The organism is Phenylobacterium sp., assembly GCF_016124325.1.
In the GTDB taxonomy this organism is placed as follows: domain Bacteria; phylum Pseudomonadota; class Alphaproteobacteria; order Caulobacterales; family Caulobacteraceae; genus Phenylobacterium.
Genome location: NZ_WGNY01000023.1, coordinates 30583 through 49566 on the forward strand (window position 1 = coordinate 30583; position 18984 = coordinate 49566).

Annotated in this window: 23 protein-coding genes and 1 tRNA gene; 9 read left to right on the forward strand and 15 right to left on the reverse strand. The window is 69.7% G+C overall.

The window, feature by feature from the left end:
* Positions 1 to 152 precede the first annotated feature (152 nt).
* The gene (locus GC203_RS14345; protein ID WP_293455683.1) at positions 153 to 1181 is read left to right on the forward strand and encodes an AraC family transcriptional regulator; all 1029 of its coding nucleotides are present in this window, start codon (positions 153 to 155) and stop codon (positions 1179 to 1181) included.
* Between the two features lie 13 nt (positions 1182 to 1194).
* Here GC203_RS14345 and GC203_RS14350 read toward each other — a convergent pair whose 3' ends face one another.
* Complete coding sequence (locus tag GC203_RS14350; protein ID WP_293455686.1) at positions 1195 to 2595, reverse strand: aldehyde dehydrogenase family protein; 1401 nt, start codon at positions 2593 to 2595, stop codon at positions 1195 to 1197.
* A 397-nt stretch (positions 2596 to 2992) separates the two neighbouring features.
* On the opposite strand from GC203_RS14350, the gene GC203_RS14355 reads away from it, so the two are divergent.
* The 3 genes from GC203_RS14355 to GC203_RS14365 all read left to right on the forward strand — a co-directional run bounded on the left by GC203_RS14355 (position 2993) and on the right by GC203_RS14365 (position 4408).
* On the forward strand, positions 2993 to 3499 hold the full coding sequence (locus tag GC203_RS14355) for a hypothetical protein (RefSeq protein ID WP_293455689.1): 507 nt from the start codon (positions 2993 to 2995) through the stop codon (positions 3497 to 3499).
* A gap of 119 nt (positions 3500 to 3618) precedes the next feature.
* Positions 3619 to 4038: an Hsp20 family protein gene (locus GC203_RS14360; protein ID WP_293455692.1), complete on the forward strand. Its 420-nt coding sequence runs from the start codon at positions 3619 to 3621 to the stop codon at positions 4036 to 4038.
* 115 nt (positions 4039 to 4153) lie between these two features.
* Positions 4154 to 4408, forward strand: coding sequence for a DUF1150 domain-containing protein (locus GC203_RS14365; RefSeq protein WP_293455870.1), 255 nt, complete (start codon positions 4154 to 4156; stop codon positions 4406 to 4408).
* 26 nt (positions 4409 to 4434) lie between these two features.
* On the opposite strand, the gene ptsN is transcribed toward GC203_RS14365, so the two are convergent.
* The 5 genes from ptsN to GC203_RS14390 form a co-directional block, all read right to left on the reverse strand.
* On the reverse strand, positions 4435 to 4911 hold the full coding sequence (ptsN, locus tag GC203_RS14370) for a PTS IIA-like nitrogen regulatory protein PtsN (protein WP_293455694.1): 477 nt from the start codon (positions 4909 to 4911) through the stop codon (positions 4435 to 4437).
* Between the two features lie 65 nt (positions 4912 to 4976).
* Positions 4977 to 5609: a ribosome-associated translation inhibitor RaiA gene (gene raiA / locus GC203_RS14375; protein WP_293455697.1), complete on the reverse strand. Its 633-nt coding sequence runs from the start codon at positions 5607 to 5609 to the stop codon at positions 4977 to 4979.
* A gap of 32 nt (positions 5610 to 5641) precedes the next feature.
* Positions 5642 to 6259, reverse strand: coding sequence for an exopolysaccharide biosynthesis protein (locus GC203_RS14380; RefSeq protein WP_293455699.1), 618 nt, complete (start codon positions 6257 to 6259; stop codon positions 5642 to 5644).
* Positions 6260 to 6330: 71 nt separating this feature from the next.
* Entirely contained in the window at positions 6331 to 7815 is a 1485-nt protein-coding gene (rpoN, locus tag GC203_RS14385; RefSeq protein ID WP_293455702.1) for an RNA polymerase factor sigma-54, read from the reverse strand.
* A gap of 116 nt (positions 7816 to 7931) precedes the next feature.
* A complete protein-coding gene (locus GC203_RS14390) occupies positions 7932 to 8663 on the reverse strand; it encodes a glutathione S-transferase family protein (protein WP_293455704.1) in 732 nt (243 codons plus the stop codon).
* Between the two features lie 82 nt (positions 8664 to 8745).
* On the opposite strand from GC203_RS14390, the gene GC203_RS14395 reads away from it, so the two are divergent.
* From GC203_RS14395 to GC203_RS14405, 3 genes are all read left to right on the forward strand, one after another.
* Positions 8746 to 9453 carry a YafY family protein gene (locus GC203_RS14395; RefSeq protein WP_293455705.1) on the forward strand — a complete coding sequence of 236 codons (708 nt, stop codon included), beginning with the start codon at positions 8746 to 8748 and terminating at the stop codon, positions 9451 to 9453.
* A gap of 171 nt (positions 9454 to 9624) precedes the next feature.
* Entirely contained in the window at positions 9625 to 11316 is a 1692-nt protein-coding gene (locus GC203_RS14400; RefSeq protein ID WP_293455707.1) for a class I adenylate-forming enzyme family protein, read from the forward strand.
* A gap of 99 nt (positions 11317 to 11415) precedes the next feature.
* The gene (locus GC203_RS14405) at positions 11416 to 12588 is read left to right on the forward strand and encodes a mechanosensitive ion channel family protein (protein ID WP_293455708.1); all 1173 of its coding nucleotides are present in this window, start codon (positions 11416 to 11418) and stop codon (positions 12586 to 12588) included.
* Positions 12589 to 12591: 3 nt separating this feature from the next.
* Here the strand turns inward: GC203_RS14405 and GC203_RS14410 are convergent, their stop codons facing one another.
* The 8 genes from GC203_RS14410 to GC203_RS14445 form a co-directional block, all read right to left on the reverse strand.
* Positions 12592 to 12993 carry a limonene-1,2-epoxide hydrolase family protein gene (locus GC203_RS14410; protein WP_293455710.1) on the reverse strand — a complete coding sequence of 134 codons (402 nt, stop codon included), beginning with the start codon at positions 12991 to 12993 and terminating at the stop codon, positions 12592 to 12594.
* 82 nt (positions 12994 to 13075) lie between these two features.
* Positions 13076 to 13495: a hypothetical protein gene (locus tag GC203_RS14415; RefSeq protein WP_293455713.1), complete on the reverse strand. Its 420-nt coding sequence runs from the start codon at positions 13493 to 13495 to the stop codon at positions 13076 to 13078.
* A 97-nt stretch (positions 13496 to 13592) separates the two neighbouring features.
* Complete coding sequence (gene lptB, locus GC203_RS14420; RefSeq protein ID WP_293455716.1) at positions 13593 to 14360, reverse strand: LPS export ABC transporter ATP-binding protein; 768 nt, start codon at positions 14358 to 14360, stop codon at positions 13593 to 13595.
* On the reverse strand, positions 14357 to 14905 hold the full coding sequence (locus GC203_RS14425) for an LptA/OstA family protein (RefSeq protein ID WP_293455719.1): 549 nt from the start codon (positions 14903 to 14905) through the stop codon (positions 14357 to 14359). The genes lptB and GC203_RS14425 overlap by 4 nt, the downstream gene beginning before the upstream one ends.
* Positions 14906 to 14927: 22 nt before the next feature.
* Entirely contained in the window at positions 14928 to 15554 is a 627-nt protein-coding gene (gene lptC, locus GC203_RS14430; RefSeq protein ID WP_293455721.1) for an LPS export ABC transporter periplasmic protein LptC, read from the reverse strand.
* A gap of 9 nt (positions 15555 to 15563) precedes the next feature.
* A complete protein-coding gene (locus tag GC203_RS14435) occupies positions 15564 to 16181 on the reverse strand; it encodes a ribonuclease D (RefSeq protein WP_293455723.1) in 618 nt (205 codons plus the stop codon).
* Positions 16182 to 16285: 104 nt separating this feature from the next.
* Positions 16286 to 16465, reverse strand: coding sequence for a rubredoxin (locus GC203_RS14440; protein WP_293455725.1), 180 nt, complete (start codon positions 16463 to 16465; stop codon positions 16286 to 16288).
* On the reverse strand, positions 16462 to 17130 hold the full coding sequence (locus GC203_RS14445) for a TetR/AcrR family transcriptional regulator (protein WP_293455728.1): 669 nt from the start codon (positions 17128 to 17130) through the stop codon (positions 16462 to 16464). Before GC203_RS14445 ends, GC203_RS14440 begins: the two co-directional genes overlap by 4 nt.
* 109 nt (positions 17131 to 17239) lie before the next feature.
* Here GC203_RS14445 and GC203_RS14450 point away from each other — a divergent pair, with 109 nt between their 5' ends.
* Both GC203_RS14450 and GC203_RS14455 read left to right on the forward strand, forming a co-directional pair.
* Positions 17240 to 18511: a cytochrome P450 gene (locus GC203_RS14450; protein ID WP_293455731.1), complete on the forward strand. Its 1272-nt coding sequence runs from the start codon at positions 17240 to 17242 to the stop codon at positions 18509 to 18511.
* A 21-nt stretch (positions 18512 to 18532) separates the two neighbouring features.
* On the forward strand, positions 18533 to 18655 hold the full coding sequence (locus GC203_RS14455; RefSeq protein ID WP_293455734.1) for a hypothetical protein: 123 nt from the start codon (positions 18533 to 18535) through the stop codon (positions 18653 to 18655).
* A gap of 90 nt (positions 18656 to 18745) precedes the next feature.
* Here the strand turns inward: GC203_RS14455 and GC203_RS14460 are convergent.
* Positions 18746 to 18832 (reverse strand) — tRNA-Leu (locus tag GC203_RS14460).
* Positions 18833 to 18984 lie beyond the last annotated feature (152 nt).

Sequence of the window (18984 nt, forward strand, 5' to 3'; positions counted from 1 at the left end):
TGGCTGAACGTTCGGGCAAAACCAGCCGGGGGTACTTTACGACGGGCTGCGACCGATCTCCGGCTGTTCGTCCGCCCGTGCGCGGCTATGGTCGACCGTGACATCCACGCTCGCCGGTCCGTGAGGCCGCGGCGAACCGCCAAGGCGCCTCAATGCAGGTCACCGACTATCGCACCCTGATCGACCCCACGAAGACCTACGGCGGGCTGGCCTCCACCGATGGCGTCTATGCGGCGGGCGACGGCGTGCAGTACCGTTCGTCAGAACACGACGGGCTGTTCTTCCATGAGGCGGTGCGGCTGTCGGACGAGGCCTATCTGCTGGCCACCGAGGTCGCTCCCACGGAGGACAGCCGCCACATCCAGGTCGTGGACGGCGACGACTGGCTGCACCTGCAGTTCCGCTTCAAAGGCGGCGGCTTCGAACGGGTCGGGGCCGAGCATACGGTCGAGACCCCTGAACGATCCTGCATCATCTCGCGCTATCCCGAGGGCTCGATGATTTCCCGGGAGATCCGGCGCGCCGACACCTGGAAGTACGCCTGCCTCTATCTGCAGCCGACCGCCTTCACCGGCCTGCTCGACATGCCGGAGGACGCGCTGCCCGAGGGCGCGAGTTGGCTGGGCGCGGCCCGCCATGAGGGATTTCGCTCGGACACCTTGCCCCTCACCCCCGCGATGATGGCGCCTCTGAGCGACATCTTCTCCTGCGCCTACCGCGGACCGGTGCGTCGGGCCTATATGCGCGCCAAGAGCCTGGAGATTCTCTCGACGCTCGTCCACGCCCTGGACAGGCCCGCCAGTGCGGAAGGGCGTGGCGGGGTCAAGCTCAGCGCCTCGGATCTCGCGAAGCTGGCGCAGGCGCGCGAGGTAATGCTGGAGGATCTCGAAAACGGGATGTCGCTGGCGACCCTGGCGCGCCGCGTGGGCCTCAATCGCACCAAGCTGGCCCTCGGATTCAAGGCGATCTACGGCGACTCGGTGCAGGCCTTCTGGCGTGACGCCCGCCTGATCCGCGCGCGCGAATTGCTGCAGTCGGGCGAGGTCGGCGTGACCGAGGCGGCCTTTACGGTGGGCTACGCCGAAATCTCTTCCTTCACCCGCGCCTTCACCCGCAAGTTCGGCGTGCTGCCGAAAGCCTACAAGCCGAAGGCCGCGGCCCACCCGCGGCCGGCGGGCTAGAGACGACCTGCTCCTAGCCGTGGTTGAACCAGACGGTCTGGCGCCGCGTGTAGGACTCAAGGCCGGCCACGCCCCCTTCCACGCCCCGCCCTGACAGGCCGGCAGGTTCGCCCGAGTAGCCGAAGCCCGCGCCCAGCGTGCCCTGGGCTTGGCCATTCACCACAGTGATCGCCGTCTGCAGAGCCTTTGAGACCTGGAAGCCCACATCCATCCGGCTCGTCCAGACATAGGCCGCCAGGCCATAGGGCGTGTCCTTCGCCAGGCGGATCGCCTCGTCCGCATCCTTGAACGACAGCACCGCAAGGACGGGGCCGAAGATCTCTTCGCGGGCGATCCGGCTGTCCGGCGGCACGTTCACGAAGACGGCCGGCTGCACGAAGTAGCCGCCGGCGTCCTCCAGAATGCGTTCGCCGCCATGGACCAGATCGGCGCCATCCTGGTCCGCCGCGTCGAGGTAGCGCATCACCCTGTCCAGCTGCGCCTGGGATGCGAGCGGTCCATAGGTGGTCTCGGGATCCAAGGGGTCGCCGGGGCGGATCGCCTGCAAGCAGGCGACGATCTTGTGGGTAAGGACCTCCTCGATGGTGTCCTGCACCAGCAGCCGCGAGCCGACGCTGCAGATCTGTCCCGTGTTGGCGCTGAGGGTGGCGGCGATGTTGGCCGCGACGAGATCCAGGTCCAGCCCGTCGTCGAAGACGATGTGCGGCGATTTCCCCCCACACTCGGTCAGGACGGCCTTCATGTTCGACGCGCCGGCGGCCTGCAGCATCAGCTTGCCGACCTTGGAGGATCCGGTGAACGTGACCATGTCCACGTCCATGTGCTCCGCCAGCGCGCGGCCCACCGTCTCGCCCCGGCCCGGCACGACATTGAAGGCGCCCGGCGGCAGACCCGCCTCCAATGCCAGCTTCGCCAGGCGAAACGCCGACTCGCTCGCCAGTTCCGACGGCTTGAGGACCACGCAGTTGCCGGCCGCCAGCGCCGGGGCGACCTTCAACACCGCGTTGTAGGTCGGGAAGTTCCACGGCGTGATGGCCGCCACGACGCCGCGAGGCATCCGCATCTGCACCACCGTCGAGGGATGGTCGCTCGGCAGGACCGCGCCGAAGCATTTGTCGACCGCCTCGGCGTTGAACCGGACCAATCCCGCCGCGGCTCTGGCGTTGAACGCGGCCAGCCGCACCGGCTTGCCCATCTCCACCGCGTCCGCCGCGTCGAGCGCGGCGCTGTCACCGGCGATGAGCTGGGCCCAGCGGTCCAGCACCGCCTTGCGTTCGCCCGGCGCGGCGCGGCTCCAGGCGCCCCCGTCCACGGTCCGGCGGGCCGAGGCCACGGCCAGGTCCGCATCGGCCGCCACCCCGGCGGGGACGGTCCGCAGGGCCGCTCCAGTCGATGGATTGACAGGTCGCAGCACGAGTTCGCCCGACGATGGGACGGCCTGTCCGTCGACAAAGGGCCGGACGGGCGACAGCCACGCCGCCTGCCTTTTCGCGCCCGCATCGCCCGCCTTCATGGCCGCTCGTCCCACCACGCCAATCAGCCGCAGACAGCGGCCCCGTGAGAACCTTAGCGACTGCGCCGACGCGGAATTCGACCGGCCGTCACCGCAACTTGACCGTGAGTTCCTTTCTCGACGGACAGGCGTCGGCGCGTTCGCAGGCGCCGATCGCGCCCCGCGCCTCGGCCTTGGCGTCCGGGGGGTCGACGCCGCCGCGCAAGCCATGCCGCAGGTCGCCAGCGCAATCATGGGCTTCCTTCGCCTTTTCCGGGCCGGCTTGACCGCGGCGGAGCGCGCGGTGAGATGCCGCCCCATGCTTTCGCGCCTCGCCCTCGCCGCCGTGCTTCCCGCCCTGGCGCTCTGCGCCTGCGACCAGCCCAAGCCGCGCCATGTGGCCCCGGCCCCGCCGGCGGCCACTTCCGAGGGCGTTCCGCCGCCCGCGGCGTGGGCCGCCCCGCTCATCGGCCGCGGCCGCGCCGAACTGTTCCCCGGCGAGCTGAAGCCGTGCCTCGGCAACACCGACGTGATCACCCGCCGCTATGCGGGCGAGCCCGCCGGCGTGATGGTCGTGGGCTGGGGCTGGGAACCGGCGGCCAAGGCGCCGCCGCCCCGCGTCATCCTCGTGGACATCGACAACCGGATCGCCGGCGGGGGCGAGAGCGGACTGCCGCGTCCCGACGTGCCGGCGGCCATCGCGGAGGTGACCTCGCCCGACACCGGCTGGTCGGCCAATGTGGCCCGCGCGAAGGGCCCGCTGGACGCGTTCGGGATCGTCGACGGCGGCCAGGCGCTCTGCCGGCTGGGCCATATCGAATTCTGACGCTCGCCTCTGCTGCATTGCGGAACGGCCAAGGCGATCCCACATTGGGTATGTCCGGCCGAACCGCGCCAATGTCGGGCGGCGAGACCGGAGAGTCGCTTCTATCGAGGGCTCTTGGGATGAACCGTAGTCTGATCTTCGACAGCCCCTTCCTGCTGGGCTTCGAGAACACCCGCCGCCTCGCCGAACAGGCCGCAAAGGCGGCCGCCGAAGGCTATCCGCCGTACAATGTGGAAGACCGCGGCGACGGGGCGCTCCGGATCACGCTGGCCGTGGCCGGGTTCTCGCCCGACCAGCTGCAGGTGACGGTCGAGGATCGCCAGCTTGTCATCACCGGCAAGCGGAACGGCGGCGGCAAGCCCGAAGAGACCTACCTCCATCGCGGCATCGCCGCGCGAGGCTTCATCCGAAGCTTCGTGCTCGCGGACGGCATGGTGGTGGACGCCGCGACCCTGGAGCACGGCCTGCTCCACATCGACCTGGCCAGGCCAGAGCCGGAAAGCCGGATGCAAACCATCCCGATCCGGACCGCGGGCTGAGACCGGGCCGAAATATCGGCCGGGGGATCGCCGGATGAGCCGGGGTCCTCGTCAAACGAAGGGCGAGCTGAACCGTCAGCCCTTCGAAGCGTTGAGTTGAATGGAGGTGGTCATGATGACACCTGTTCTTTCGATGGAAGCCTTCGCGGCGCTGGGCGCCCCCAACCTGGTCTATGTCCGCCCGATCAAGGCGGCCGAGATCATCGCCAGCGTGCCCGCCGCCCAGATCCAGGGCTTCGAACTGGATCCCGAGCAGACCCTCTACGCGGTCCACCGGGCCGACGGCGAGCGCCTCGCCATCCTCACCGACCGGGATTCGGCCATGGCCGCGGCGGTGGCGCACGAGCTCGCGCCCGTGTCGGTGCACTAAGCCCCTCGAATCGGTGATCCGGCGCCTCAGGCCGCCGAGGGCCTGAGCGCCGCGCCGCCCTCCTGCACCAGCAGGGCGTGAACCGCGTCGGCGGTGCGCGCCGTCCTGAGCTGCTCGCGCAGGTCGCCCTGCCGCAGCAGGCGCGAGACGCGCGCGAGCGCGCGCAGGTGATCGGCGCCGGCGTGGCGCGGCGCGAACAGGGCGAACAGCAGGTCGACCGGCTGGTCGTCCACCGCGGCGAACTCCACCGGCTGCTCCAGACGCACGAACACGCCGCGCATGCGGCTCAGGCCCTCGAGGCGCGCATGCGGCACCGCCACGCCGTGGCCGACGCCGGTCGAGCCGGCGGCCTCGCGCTCCAACAGCGCATCCAGCACTTCTCCCGCCTCAAGATCGAAGTGGCGCGCCGCGATCTCGGCGATCACGGCCAGAACCTTCTTCTTGTCGGTCGCGCTCACGCGCAAGGAGATCGCCGAGCGATCCAGCAGGTCACCGATGCTCATGGTCTCGCAGACGTAATCCCATTCCCGCAGACCCGCGGGGCGCGGACCCACGAGCCACCTTGCAACTAGTGGGCCGATGCGGCCCCCGCCCCCTCGGACTCCATACGGACCTTGGTCCGTTCCGGATCAATCCACCCGATATTCCCGTCGGGCCGGCGATATACCACCGAAAGTCCGCCGTGGGCGGCGTTTCGGAACACGATTGTTTGAGCTTCGGTCAAGTCCAATTCCATGACCGCCATAGAAACGGTCATCGAACGCAGGGGCTTCTCGGTCTCGGCGATGATGATGGGCTCGCCGAACTCGGCGCCGGCGCCGTCCGCGTCGTCGTCGGACTCCTCGGTCTCAGGCGCGGCGATGACGAAATAGGCGGCGCTTTCGGCCTGCTTGGCCAGCGCCTGCGAGTGGTGGCTCTTCAGCCGGTTCTTGTAGCGGCGGATGCGCTTGGACATCTTCTCCAGCGCCGCATCGAAGGCCAGGTGGGCGTCGCCGCCCACGCCCTGGGTGGTGAGCTGCTGACCCGAGGCCAGGGTCACGGCGCAGTCGACCCTGAAGGCGGCGCCCTCGCGACTGACGACCACGTCGGCGCCGCCGCCGCGATCGAAATACTTGGCCGTGATGGTGGAAAGTTCGTCGGTGACTCGCGATCGCAGAGCCTCCCCGACATCGACATGCTTGCCGGTGACTTGCACTTGCATGGGAAGATCAACGCGCCAGCGCCGGGATCGTGTCAAGCGTGCGACAGCACGGTCCAGACCTGCTGCAGGGCTCTGACGACAATGTGAGCCGCCAGCACCAGGACGGTGGCGCTCGCCGCGGTCACGGCATAGCCCACGAGCGCGATCAGGCCGTCGCGCTGGATCAGCGAAAAGCTCAGCACCGAGACCGCCAGGGCCGGCAGCATGTTGCCCAGCGGGATGGGCAGGATCAGCACCAGGGCGAGCGCCGTGCAGACGACGCCGATCACCCGCTCGCCCACCGGACCGAACAGGATGGATAGGCGCGGCCGGGAGACCGCCTCGATCCGCCGCAACCAGCCGATCGCGCGGCCCAGGCCCGTGGCGAGGTCTGCGGTGGCGACGGTCTGCTCCTTCACCCGCCGGGGCAGCCATGGCGCCGAGGCGCCGATGACGAGCTGCGGCGCCAGCAGGAGCAGGGGCGCGCCGAAGATTGTCGTCGCCCCGGGCGGCAGCGGCAGGAAGCAGGCGAGGCCGAAGACGAAGATCAGCGCCCCGATGGCGCGGCCGCCGAACTTCTGGGTGAGCTCGGCCACCGAGATGCGCGGGGCGTCATGAGCCGCGATCTCCGCGAGGACGGCGGACAGGGGTTGCGGCGAAGACTCGGACATCAGGCTCCATCTGGCGCGTCGTCCGGCCCGCGCCAACCCCCGATCGGGCGATCCCGGTCAGCGCCACGCGCTCAGGCGGGTTCCTTCAGCATCCGGCGGCGCTCCACCGACGAGGGGATTCGCATCGCCTCGCGGTACTTGGCCACGGTGCGCCGGGCGATGTCGACACCGGCTTCCTTGAGGATCTCCACGATCCGGTCGTCGGAGTGGACGTCGGCCTCGCTGGCCTCCGCGTCGATCAGCTGGCGGATCTTGTGGCGCACGCTTTCGGCGGAGTGGGCCTCGCCGCCCTCGGTGGCGGCGATGGCCGAGGTGAAGAAGAACTTCATCTCGAACAGGCCGCGCGGCGTGGCCATGTACTTGTTGGAGGTCACCCGGCTGACGGTGGATTCGTGCATGCCGATGGCGTCGGCGACGGTCTTCAGGTTCAGCGGCCTCAGGTGCTCGACGCCATAGGCCAGGAAGGCGTCCTGCTGGCGAACGATCTCGGAGGAGACCTTGAGGATCGTCCGCGCGCGCTGGTCGAGGCTCTTCATCAGCCAGTTGGCCTGGGCCAGGCAGTCCGAGACGAAGGTCTTCTCCTGGTCGCTCCTGGCCTGGCCCGAGACGCGGGCGTGGTAGCGCTGGTCGACCAGCAGGCGCGGCAGGGTGTCGGAGTTGAGCTCCACGTGCCACAGGCCGCCGGCCCCCTCGCGAACGAACACGTCGGGTTCGACCGGAGTCGCCGCCTCGCCGCCGAAGGCCGCGCCGGGCCGGGGCGTGAGCGCGCGGATCTCGGCGATCATGTCGCGAAGGTCCTCGTCGTCGACCTCGCAGACCTTCTTGAGCGCCGCCAGGTCGCGGCGGGCGAGCAGCGGCAGGTTGTCGAGCAGCGCCGCGATCGCCGGATCGTAGCGGTTCTTGTCCTTCAGCTGGATCATCAGGCATTCGCGCACGTCGCGGGCGGCCACGCCCACCGGCTCGAACCCCTGGATGGTCGCCAGCACCTTCTCGACCAGCGCCTCGGAACAGCCCAGGCGCTCGGCGGCTTCGGCGGTCTCGAGGCGCAGGTAGCCGCCCTCGTCGACCGCATCGATCAGCACGTGGGCGATCGCGGACTCGGCCGGCGTCAGGCCGGCGGCCGTGAGCTGCTCGTGCAGGTATTCGCAGAGGGTGACCTCGCGGGCCAGCGCGCCCTCCAGGCCCTCCCGGTCGCCATCGAAGCCGCCACCCTTGCCGGCCTTGGACCAGTCGACCGAACCGCCGGCGTCAGCGGCGCCCGCATCGCCCGTGGCGTGCTCGCCCGGCGAGGCTTCGTCATGCGGCGCGTCCAGTTCGGCGCGGGCCTCGGCGTCGGCGATAGGTCCGTCGAGGGCCGGCGAGTCGTCGCCCGGCGCTTCGGCCGGCGCCTGGTCGTCCTCGTCGCGCTGCAGGAGCGGGTTGCGCTCCAGCTCGGCCTCGACGAAGGCCTCCAGTTCCAGATTCGACATCTGCAGCAGCTTGATCGCCTGCTGCAGCTGAGGGGTGATGACGAGCCCCTGCCCCTGCCGTATCTCCAAGCGTGCGCTGAGCGCCAACGAACCGTCCCCTGGCCTGCTTCTTGCTTCAAGCTAGGGAGGGTTCCCAACCGTGAGGTTAACGGCGCGGATTTCCTCCGCGACGTGACGCCGCGCGCCCCTGGACGCGCGGGCCGTCAGGCCGCCACGGGGGCCCGCGCCGGCGCCGGCAAGTCCCAGGCGAAATCCGGATAGAACCGCGCCATCAGGCGGTCGACGTAGGCGACCAGCGTGCCGAAGCCCTCGGTCCGGCGCTTCAGCTCGCCCTCGAAGAACGGCGTCAGGATCGCCGACAGCATGGCGAAGACCGTGGCGTCCGCCCCGCACGGCCGATCGCCGAACAGATAGGGCTTGTCGCCCAAGAGCGCGGCGATGGCGGCCAGCGAGCGCACGCCCAGCGCCACGGCCTCCAGGTCGGTGTGCCGCCCCACGCCCACGGCGTGGACGTTGCGCCTCACCTGGTCCAGCACCATCTCGCGCAGCCCCGGCGGCCCGCCGTCGAAGAAGTGCGCCGGCCCCTTGGCGAAGTTCTCCGGCCGCAGCCAGCGCTCGGCCACCATCACCCAGCCCAGCTGGTTCTCGACCATCCGCTCGACGGCCCAGGCCGTGGCGCGCTGCTCGGGCGACAGGCCCTCGTCGAAGTCGACGCCGTAGGTCCGTTCCAGATAGCCGCGGATGAAGGTGGAATCGGCGATCCGCACGCCGCCCGCGTCGATGAACGGAATCTGCCCCTTGGGGCTCTCCTCGCGGCTGCCCCGGCGCTTCTCGTACGCCAGGCCCGCCATCTTCAGCTGCACCTCGGTCTTGGCGACATAGGGGCTGATCTCGGGGAGACCGAAACCCTCGCCCGCGCCGTAGAGAATGATCATCGGTCCCGTCCCTTCGCTTGACATGACGACCGTATCGACCCCTTGCTGACAGCCTTCTGTCAGCAGCCTGTCACGAGAACAAATGCGGCGCGCGGACCGGCTCTTCCAGATCATCCAGATCCTGCGCCGCACGCGCCGGCCGGTGACGGCCGAGGCCATCGCCGAGGAGCTGGAGACCTCCAAGCGCACCGTCTACCGCGACATCGCCGACCTGATCGGCCAGCGCGCGCCGATCCGCGGCGAGGCGGGCGTGGGCTACATCCTGGAGGACGGCTTCGACCTGCCGCCGCTGATGCTGACGCCGGAGGAGGTGGAGGCCGCCGTGGTGGGCGCCCAGATGATCGCCGCCCGCGGCGACCCGGCGCTGCGCCGCGCCGCCCAGGACCTCGTCGCCAAGATCGGCGCGGTGATCCCGGAGAACCTGCGTCCGCTGGTGATGGAGCCGGCCACCCACGCCGTCCCGAACTGGCGCTCGACGCCCGACAACGTCGACATGGCCGAGCTGCGCCAGGCCATCCGCGCCGGCCGCAAGATCGAGTTCAGCTACCAGGACGAGCAGGGCCGCGTCTCGCGCCGCACCGTGTGGCCCTTCGCCATCGGCTATTTCGAGACCACGCGGCTGGTCATCACCTGGTGCGAGCTGCGCGAGGCCTTCCGCAGCTTCCGGACCGACCGCATCTCGGCGGCGAAGTTCACCGAGGAGCGCTATCCCGAACGCCCGGCCACGCTGCGCGCCCGCTGGCGGCGCCAGCGCGAGGAACACGCCGCCGCCATGCGCGAAGCAGGCTGAGCGCCCGGATTTCGGCCGCGCAATCCGCCGCCCGCGCGGGTGTTATAGCGAGGTTGCGCGCGCCGGAACGCGCGGCTGACGCTACGTCCGTCTCGCCTCGCGCCGCGCCTTCGGGTTAGGAGGTGCGCAACAGCCGGCCAAGAGCAGACGCCGGCGATAAAGGGAGCCGCCATGCACTACGCCGAACTCGACAAGGCCTGGGCCGAACTCACCGGGCCCGGCGCGCCGTTCGAGATCGTCGAGGTCGAGGTGCGAGGCGTCCCGATCAAGACCTTCAAGAACGCGCCGCCCAACGTGCGGGCCCTGTGGCTCTCCACCGCCCAGTTCGCCGACCGCGACTACCTGGTCTACGAGGACGAGCGGCTGACCTACGCCCAGAGCCACGAGAAGGTGGCCGCGCTCGCCGCCTGGATGTTGAGCCAGGGCGTGAAGCCGGGCGACCGCGTGGCCGTGGCCATGCGCAACTACCCCGAATGGATGCTGATCTACTGGGCCTGCGCCTGCATCGGCGTGGCCTGCGTCGGCATGAATGCGTGGTGGACCGCGCCCGAGATGGCCTACGGCCTGAAGGACTCCGCGCCCAAGATCCTGTTCGCCGACGCCGAACGTCTGGCCCGCATCGCCGAACAGCCCGACATGCTGGGCGACATCCTGCTGGTCGCCGTGCGCGCCGATCCGCCGCCCGGCGCGGTCGCCTGGGCCGAGACGGTGGCCACGCCATCCCCGCTGCCCGACGTGGCCGTCGACCCCGACGACGACCTCTGCATCTTCTACACCTCGGGCACCACGGGCTTCCCGAAGGGCGCGCAGCTCACGCACCGCTCCAGCGTGAGCAACCTGATGAACATGATGTTCTCGGGCCAGGCGCACGGCCTCGCCACCCAGCGCGCCACGGGCGTCGCCCCGCCGGCCGCGCCGCCGATCCCGGTGACCCTGGTGACCACGCCGCTGTTCCACGTCACCGCCAACAACTGCGGCGCCTACGCGACGACGGCGGCGGGCGGCAAGATGGTGCTGATGTACCGCTGGGACGCCGGCCACGCGCTGAAGCTGATCGAGCGCGAACGCTGCACCTCGGCCGGCGGCGTGCCGGTGATGGCCCGCGAACTGATCACCCACCCCGACTTCGACAAGCACGACACCTCGAGCCTGCTCACCGTCGGCGGCGGCGGCGCCCAGCTGCAGCCCGACCTGGTGGCCAAGATCGACCAGGCCGTCGCCACGGCGCGCCCCAACACCGGCTACGGCATGACCGAGACCTCGGGGATCATCACCTCGATCTCGGGCGACTTCTTCGTGGACAAGCCCGCGAGCTGCGGCCGCGCCATGCCCACCTTCGACGTCAGGATCGTGGGCGACGACGGTCAGGCGCTGCCGCCCGGCCAGCCGGGCGAGCTGTGGGTGAAGGGCGCCTCGGTCATCAAGGGCTACATCAACCGCCCCGAGGCCACGGCGGAGTCCATCACCGACGGCTGGCTGCACACCGGCGACGTGGCCTGGCTGGACGAGGAGGGCTTCATCTACCTCGTCGACCGCAAGAAGGACATGGTGCTGCGCGGCGGCGAGAACATCTACTGCGCCGAGGTGGAGAGCGCCCTGCACCAGCACCCCGCGGTGGCCGAATGCTCGGTGTTCGGGGTGCCCGATCAGCGCCTCGGCGAGGAGGTGGGCGCCGCCGTCTTCGTGCGCCCCGGCGAGCAGGTCGACGCCGCGGCGCTGCGGGCCCACATCGGCGCGCTGATCGCCCGCCACAAGATCCCCCGCTACATCTGGCTCGTGGACCAGCCGCTGCCGCGCAACGCCAACGGCAAGTTCCTGAAGCGCGAGCTGCGCGAGACCCTGAAGGTGGAAGAAGCCGCCTGATCCGGCGGCGGCCGGATTTCCCCCAGCGGCGCGCTGCCCCTATACAGGCCCGCGACCACCGGCCCGGATCCGCCGGCGCCCGTGGACGTGAGGCGTAGCGTGGGCGTTCATACCTTCGAGGACTTCTGGGCCCTGGTGGTCGACGTCTGGCGGCACGGCTACATGGGCGTCGCCGTCAGCCAGATCGCGATGGCGCTGCTGATCCTGGGCGTCGCGGTGCTGGTGCGCCGGGTCTTCAGCTTCGCGATCCTGGGCTACCTGCGCGCGCTCGCGTCGCGCTCCAAGACCGACCTGGACGACGCCATGGTCGAGGCGCTCACTCCGCCGGCCCGCTTCGTCCCCATCGTCATCGCGGCCTTCGTCATCACCCAGTTCGTCACGCCGCCGCCGGCGGTCAAGACGGTGCTGCTCCAGGTCGACCGCTCGCTGGTGGCGCTGACCCTCTTCTGGGCGATCTACCAGGTCGTCCAGCCGCTCTCGTCCCTGCTCAACGGGCGCTCGGCGGCCTTCAACCCGGCGATGGTGGGCTGGACGGTGCGCGTCGGCCGCATCCTGGTGGCCGCCCTGGGCGGCGCGGCGATCCTGGAGATCTGGGGCATCAAGGTGGGGCCCATGCTGGCGGGTCTCGGCCTGTTCGGCGTAGCCGTGGCCCTGGGCGCGCAGGACCTGTTCAAGAACCTGATCGGGGGCATCTTCGTCATCGCCGAACGGCGGTTCCAGAACGGCGACTGGATCCTGGCCGAAGGCGTGGTGGAGGGCACGGTGGAGACCATCGGCCTGCGGACCACCAAGGTCCGCCGCTTCGACATGGCGCCGGTGTTCGTGCCCAACGCGAAGCTGGCCGACAACGCGATCACCAACTTCTCGCAGATGACCTACCGGCGCATCTCCTGGATGATCACGCTGGAGTACCGCACCACCACCGACCAGCTGCGCCAGATCCGCGACGCCATCGAGGCGCACATCCTGAACGACAAGGCCTTCGTGCAGCCGCCCAAGGCGCCGGCCTTCGTGCGCGTCGACAAGTTCAGCGATTCGTCGATCGACATCATGGTCTACTGCTTCACCCGCACGATCGTCTGGGGCGAGTGGCTGAAGGTGAAGGAAACCCTGGCCTACGCGATCAAGGGCATCGTGGAGGAGGCCGGCGCGGGCTTCGCCTTCCCCAGCCGCTCGATCTATGTCGAGACCGTGCCGCCGGGCGCGGAGATCCTGCCCCCGCCCGACGGCTCGGCGCCGGCGGAGCCGCCGGCCGGAGACGGCGAGACCTGAGGCTCAGGCGGCCATGGCGGCCTGGAGCTCGGGCCACTGGCGGAACAGGGTGGCCAGGTCGAAATACTCCCGCCAGACGGTGATCAGCCCGTCGCGCACCTCGAAGACGCCGGTCACCGGAAGCTCGGCCCAGCGGTCCGGGCCCAGCTGGTGGCGGTCCAGCCTCTCGATCACCACGAGGTCGCCGTCGACCACCTGCCGCAGCACGACGAACTGGTTGCTCAGCGTCGGCGCGAAGAACGGCTCCAGCGTCGCGCGCACGCCCTCCGGGCCCTGCGCGGTCCCCATCGGGAGATTGGTGTATTCGCAGTCCGGCGCGATGAGCTTGCAGCCGGCGTCGTAGTCCATGGCCTCCATCGCCTTCAGGAAGGCGGTGACGACGTCGAGGGGCTTGGTCTGGCTCATGAGGGTCCTCCGTGGATGACCCAATGTTCCCCAGGCCGGGAACCGGCGCGATTACCCGGCGGGTAATCGCCGGCGCGCGGCGTCAGTCCCTGGCCGGCCGCCAGAGCGGGCCGACCGCGACGAGCAGGACGATCACGTTGAAGACGACGTTCGACGGGTTGCCCGAGGCCACCGAGCCGGCGCTGTCGAGGACGAACCAGGCCAGCAGACCCGTCACCACGCTGCGACGAACGGCTTCAGGCGCCTGATCGTAGGCCCACCGCGCCAAGCACCAGATCGTGACGCCCCACCCGAACAGGAAGCCGCCGGTCAGCGCCGACAGGAACCGGGTGTCGGGCGACTGGTAGGTGGTCGCCCCGTCCACCGGCCAGCTCAGGATGTCCAGGCTGAGGCGGGCCGGTTCGAGCGTGGCGCTCATGGTTCCCAGGAAGAAGACCGGCCCGAAAGCGCCCACGAAGACGGCGGCGAATTTCAGCCAGGCCTTATGCTGTGCGCGCGTCATCGGTTCCCCCCTTGCCGCGAGGGAGCATCATCCGGCATCCGCGGCGAGAGGAAACTACCTCTGAGGTAAAGGCGGCGCGCCGTGAGCCGGCCGCGCCCTAGTTAAACCGGTCGCCCAGGTAGACGCGACGCACTTCGGGATCGTCGACGATCTCGTCGGGGCTGCCTTCGAAGAGCAGTTCGCCCGCGTGGATGATCGAGGCGCGGTCGATGATGTCGAGCGTCTCGCGCACGTTGTGGTCGGTGATCAGGATGCCGATGCCGCGCTGCTTGAGGTAGCTGATCACCTCGCGGATGTCGGCGATGGCCAGCGGGTCGATGCCGGCGAACGGCTCGTCCAGCAGCATGAAGCTGGGCTCGCTGGCCAGGGCGCGGGCGATCTCGACGCGGCGGCGCTCGCCGCCCGAGAGCGACACGGCCGGGGCGTTCTTCAGGTGCTCGATGTGCAGCTCTTCGAGGAGCTGGGTGACCGTGGCGCGGGCCTGGCGCTTGTCGCGCTGGCGCAGCTCGACGATCGACATGACGTTTTCCCACACGCTCATGCCGCGGAAGATCGAGGTCTCCTGCGGCAGGTAGCCCACGCCCATGCGGGCGCGCTGGTACATGGGCTGGGCGGTGATGTTCTCGCCGTCGAGGTAGATGGCGCCGTAGTCGGCCGGGATCAGGCCCGTGATCATGTAGAAGCAGGTGGTCTTGCCGGCGCCGTTGGGGCCCAGGAGGCCGGCGACTTCGCCACGCGCCAGGCGCAGGCTGACGCCCTTGACCACCGGCCGGCCGCGGAACGACTTGCCGATGTTGTCGACCACCAGGCCGTCGCTGGGGATCGCGCCCTTGGCCTGGGGCTTCAGCGGCTGCGGGGCGTTCATTTCGCCGCGTCGTCCTGCTTCTTCGAGGGATAGAATACGCCGCGCGGACGCCCGGCGGCGTTCTTGCCCGTCGCGGTGCCCACCATGCGCCCTTCGCCGGTCTGGGTGTTGAAGACCATGCGCGAGCCGCGCAGCACGTTCTGCCCCTGGAGCGCGACCACGTCGCCGGTGACCGTCACGGTCTCGCTGCCGGCCTCGTAGACGGCGTTGTCGCCGTGGACCCGCTGGTCCTTGGTGGTGACGTAGTAGACTGAGCCCTGGGCCTCGATGCGGATCAGGTCGCCGCAGGCGCCGGTCGACGCCGCGCCCGAACCGCCCTTGGTCTCGAACACCGCCTTCAGCACGTCGGCGCGCACCCGGGCGTCGCCTTGCAGGGCCTCGGCGCGGCCGCGCCAGATCGAGATGCAGGCCTTGTTCTGCACCTCCAGCTCGTCGGCGGTGATGTCGATCGGCCCGTCGGCGTTGGGGCCGAGCTGCTGGGCGCGCGCGGCGCCGGCGGCGGCGAGGAGGGCGGCCAGCGCCATGGGGGCGACGTTGGATTTCATCACGGGCCTTCCGAGCCTTCCTCTACTTCTTCTTCGTCTCGATGCGCGTGCGCACACCGCCCTTGAAGACCATGCGTTCGCCCTTGCCGTAGATCGCATAGGACTCCGCGTTGATTTCTCCAAGGCCTCCCGCGCCCTTAATGGGGCCTGAACCGATGATCTCGCCGGTCTTGGTGTCGAACAGCGAGGCGGCCGTGTCGAAGACGTTCTTGGTGTCGGACAACTGCACGCCGCCCGACAGCTCCAGCTTGCCGCTCTGCTCGTGGAAAATCCCGTCCGCGCCGTGGATGCGCAGCTCGTCGGGCCCGCCCTCGTCCAGCACGAGCGCGGGCTTCTTCAGGATCACGCGCTGGTAGTCGAGCCGGTCGCGGGTGGCGCTGTCGGCAGTGAGCACGAAGGCGCGGCCCTTGTCGTCGCGGCCGACGAAGCGGGGCGTGACCAGCCGGATCGGCTCGTCCGCGCCCTGGGCCTGGCGGGGCTGGGAGTTGAAGGTCGACCACACCACGCTGCCGATCAGGCCGACGAAGATCAGCCCGATCAGGCCGGGCAGCGACCAGCGCAGGGTGCGGATCAGCCGCGACCGCTTGCGCCAGCGCTCGAAATCGGCGCGGCGGGGCGGATCGGACGTGGGCGCGTCGGCGGCCGTCATCGCTTCTATCTAGGCGTGGGCGAAGATGTCTGCATCCTCCCAGCCGGCGTCGTCCAGCAACGCACGGTGGGGGAGGAATTCGAAACAGGCCCGCGCCAGGTGGTCGCGACCTTCGCGGACCAGCATCTCGTCGAGCCGCGCGCGCAGCGCGTGCAGGTGCAGCACGTCGGAGGCCGCATAGGCCACCTGCTCGTCGGTGAGCTTGGCCTGGCCCCAGTCGGACGACTGCTGGGCCTTGGACATGTCGACCCCCAGGAGCTCGCGGCTGACGTCCTTCAGGCCGTGACGGTCGGTGTAGGTGCGCGCCAGCTTCGAGGCGATCTTGGTGCAGTAGACGGGCGCGGTCACCACGCCCAGATGCCGCCAGAACATGGCGATATCGAAGCGGCCGAAGTGGAAGATCTTGACCACCGCCGGATCGGTCAGGATCCGCTTGAGGTTGGGCGCGTCATAGGTGGAGCGGTCCAGCTTGACCACGTGGGCGTCGCCGTCGCCGGCCGACAGCTGCACCACGCACAGCGGGTCGCGCCCAAGGCGCAGCCCCATGGTCTCGGAATCGACGGCCACCGCGCTGGCGCCGGCGAGGGCGTCGGCCGGCAGGTCTCCGTCATGCAGGAAGGTGGTCAATTCGCCTGAAACTCCGGCCGTGGTGGTCCGGCGCGGACCGCGGGCATGGTGAATGTCGTCGGGCCGGTTCTAGATGATCCTCGCGCGCGGGAACAGAGGGGCGCTCAGAGCTCCACCATGTCGAAGTCGGCCTTGGGCGTGCCGCAGAGCGGACAGACCCAATCGGCGGGGATGTCGGCCCAGCGCGTGCCGGGGGCGAGGCCTTCGTCGGGCGCGCCCTCGGCCTCGTCGTAGATGTAGCCGCAGGTGCGGCATTGCCAGGTCTGGTAAGGCGCCTCGCTCATGGGCGCGTCTCCTGCGTGACGACGCCGGGCGCGGCCAGGGCCAGGCGCAGGGTGCGCAGGCTGGTCCGGCGGATGGCGTCGATGTCGGTGTCCGGGTCCACCAGCCACTGGATGCTGACGCCCAGCAGCAGCGAGCCCACCATCAGGGCCGCGGCGTCGGGGTCGACCTCGCGCCGCACCTGGCCGGCCGCCCGGCCGCGCGCGACCAGCCGCGACAGGCGATCCTTGACCCGGTCGTGCGACCCGCCGAAGGCCGCGCGCAGCTCCGAGGCGTCGGCGACGGCGCCGGCCAGCAGCTTGAAGTAGGCCCGCGTCGCCTGCCCCTCGGCCAGGTGGCTGAGGTAGAGGTCGACATATTCCAGGAGGGCGTCCAGGCCCGGCATGTCGTCGATGTGATGGGCCGCGAGCGCGTCGTCCTGCTTCTCGTGCAGGTCGGCGATCAGGGCTTCGATCAACCCCTGCTTCGAGCCGAACTTCTGGGTCGCCAGGCCCCGGGAATAGCCGGCGCTGCGCCCGATCGCCTCGAAGGTGGCCGCCGAGACGCCGTCCTCGGCGACGACCTGGGCTGTGGCGTCCAGCAGCCGCCGCTCGGACTCGTCGCGGCGCTCGGCCTGAGTCCTGCGTATCGGCGTCCCGCGCATCGCTCGCGTCATGCCGTGGGTCATGCGCCGAGTCGTAGTTACTTGTTGTACGTATAGCAAGTTCGACCTAGCTTCGTCGGCAAGGGGAAGCGCCCGGCCCGTCGAGGCCGCGAACGGAAGGACCACAGCGGCCATGATCGATCACGAGATCGCCCAGACCATCATCGACCCCAAGGCCTACGCCGACGGGAAACGGGTGGACGAGGCCTTCGCCACGCTGCGGCGCGAGGCGCCCCTGGATCAGGCCCACCCCGAGGGCTTCGACCCGTTCTGGGTCGTGACCCGGCAGGACGACATCCGCGAGGTCGAGCTGAAGAACGACCTGTTCCACAACGGCGACCGCTCGACCGTGCTCACCACCATCGAGGCCGACCAGAAGGTGCGCCAGATGATGGGCGGCTCGCCGCACCTGGTGCGCTCGCTGGTCCAGATGGACAACCCGGACCACCGCAACTACCGCCACCTGACCCAGAACGCCTTCGCCCCGCAGAACCTGCGCCGGCTGGAAGAGCGGATCCGCGAGATCGCCCGGGGCTTCGTCGAGCGCATGGCGGCGCACGGCGACCGCTGCGACTTCGCCAAGGACGTGGCCTTCCTCTATCCCCTGCATGTGGTGATGGAGGTGATCGGCGTACCCGAGGCCGACGAGCCTCGGATGCTGAAGCTGACCCAGGAGCTGTTCGGCAGCGCCGACCCCGAGCTGAACCGTTCGGGCGGGATGGCCGCCGACACCGACGCGGCGCTGGCCAGCCTGCAGGCCACGGTCGCCGACTTCATCGTCTACTTCAACGAGATGACCGAGGACCGGCGGCGCAACCCGCGCGAGGACCTCGCCAGCATCATCGCCAACGGCAAGATCGAGGGCCAGCCGCTCGGCTACCTGGAGGCCATGAGCTACTACATCATCGCCGCCACCGCGGGCCACGACACCACCTCCAGCACCACGGCGGGCGCGCTCTGGGCGCTGGCGGAGCGGCCAAAGCAGTTCCGGGCGGTGAAGGACGACCCGTCGCTCATCAAGGGGCTGATCGAGGAATCGATCCGGTGGGAGACGCCGGTGAAGCACTTCATGCGCACCGCGACCGAGGACACCGAGCTGGCCGGCAGGAAGATCGCCAAGGGCGACTGGCTGTTCCTCAGCTATCCGTCAGGCAACCGCGACGAGGCGGTGTTCGACGACCCGTTCGAGTTCGACGTGGCCCGCACGCCCAACAAGCACGTGGCCTTCGGCTACGGCGCGCACGTGTGCCTGGGCCAGCACCTGGCGCGGATGGAGATGCGCATCCTCTGGGAGGAACTGCTGCCGCGGCTGGAATCGGTGGAGTTGGACGGCCAGCCGAAGCGGATGGAGGCGAGCTTCGTCTGCGGCCCCAAGTCGGTGCCGATCCGCTTCAAGATGCACTGAGGAGGTTCGTCGGCGCCGATCGTGAGGCTGGTGCAGGCCGGCGATCCGCCGCATTGCTGGACCAACGCGCCGGCGGACAAGGACAGCGCCTGGACCGCCACGCTGGACGACGGCTCGACCCTGCGCGTGACGCCCGTCCCCTGACCGTCAGGGGCGAACGGCGATCAATTCATGGCGCTGAAGAGTATCCGGAAGAATATCCGGCTCGCCACACTCGCCTCCGATGAAGACAAGTGGTGCCCAGGAGAGGACTCGAACCTCCACGGCCGTTAAGCCACTGGCACCTGAAGCCAGCGCGTCTACCAATTCCGCCACCTGGGCCCCGTCCGTAGGATCGGGAGGCGGCTACATATGGCGCCGCCCATCCGGGGTCAACGGCGGCTTTGCGAGAAGGGGTCATGTCGCATTGCGGCGCGCGGCCGCATCGTCTAATCGCTGGCTCTTCTCAAGGGGCTGAAGGGACCGGCGGCGCC